At 60.9% G+C, this 1,243-nt stretch carries 1 protein-coding gene; it reads right to left on the bottom strand.

Annotated features, from left to right (window positions below; translation table 11 throughout):
* Positions 1-1,243, bottom strand: a 1,243-nt coding sequence (locus LPW29_RS15155) for a CheR family methyltransferase (RefSeq protein WP_238628707.1), incomplete at both ends; no start/stop codon positions are given.

Raw genomic sequence — 1,243 nt, 5'->3', positions numbered from 1 at the left:
GCGCGCAAATCCTCGCGGCTCTGTTGCAGCGCCTGCTCCATCTCCTGGATGCGTGTGTTCTGGTGGACTTCAGGATCCAGTGCCCCCGCCGGAAGGCATGGGCGGGGCGGCACGGGCTGAAAGACGATCATCAGCATGCCGCTCATGGTCTCAGGATCCTGGATGGGAAAGACCGTCAGATCGATGAACTTCTGACGATCCGCAGGGCCGACACCGATGCCCGACTGGCTGATGGACTTATTTTCCCTGACTGCCCGGGGCAGCAGCATGGCCAGTTCCTGACGCAATCCATCCCGGGCCATCACGTGGATGTTCCAGTTGGCTCGCCCGCTGGCCGGCTCCAGGTAATCACCGGTACGACCGAACACGTAGAGGATGTCTCCGTCCGCATTTACCAGCAGCGCCGGGGGTGCAAACTCCCTGAGCATGACCTGCTCTGCCTGGGATTGAAGACTGCCAGCAGGCTTCCCGCTGGCCCAGCGTGCCTGGGTTTCCACCTCCGGTTCAACCAGGCGGGAACGGAAATCCAGATCCGTCACACGGATGCTGCCCTCAGCACGGTGGAACAGGCGGGCACGGGCATCCAGCGGAGTGAACAATTCACTGGCACCACCCACGCTTTCCGCATTGCCCAGGAACAAGACCCCGCCGGGCAGCAGGCTGTAGTGGAACAGCGACATGAGCTTGTGCTGAGCCATTGTATTCAGGTAGATGAGCAGATTACGGCAGATCACCAGATCCAGCTTGGTGAAGGGCGGATCCATGAGGACGTTCTGGGTGGCAAAGATCACCGTCTCCCGGGTGGCACGATTGACCCTGTAGCCACCTGCCTCTTTCTTAAAAAACCGCTGCAGGCGTTCGGGGGACACATCCGCGGCGATATTGGGCGGATACAGGCCCTGACGCGCCTGTTCGATGGCGTGTTCGTTGAGGTCCGTGGCAAAGACCTGCAGCATGACGCGATCAAAGGGTGCGCATGCGTCCAGCACCTCCCGGAAGGCAATGGCCAGTGAATACGCCTCCTCACCAGTGGAACAGCCAGCGACCCAGGCCCGCAGGAGGCGCTCCTGGGAGGGTGGGGCCTGGCACAGGGAAGTGAGTACCTGAGCCTGCAGGCTCTCCCAGGCCATGGGATCACGAAAGAAGCTGGTCACGCCGATGAGCAACTCCTTGAACAGCAGATCCAGTTCCTGGGGATTGTCGCGCAGGAAATGCACATACTGGGAGAGCTTGTCCAGTTGAT

Origin of the sequence: Ectothiorhodospira sp. 9100 (genome assembly GCF_022227565.1) — a bacterium.
In the GTDB taxonomy this organism is placed as follows: domain Bacteria; phylum Pseudomonadota; class Gammaproteobacteria; order Ectothiorhodospirales; family Ectothiorhodospiraceae; genus Ectothiorhodospira; species Ectothiorhodospira marina.
This window is presented reverse-complemented; position numbering and strand designations above follow the sequence as displayed.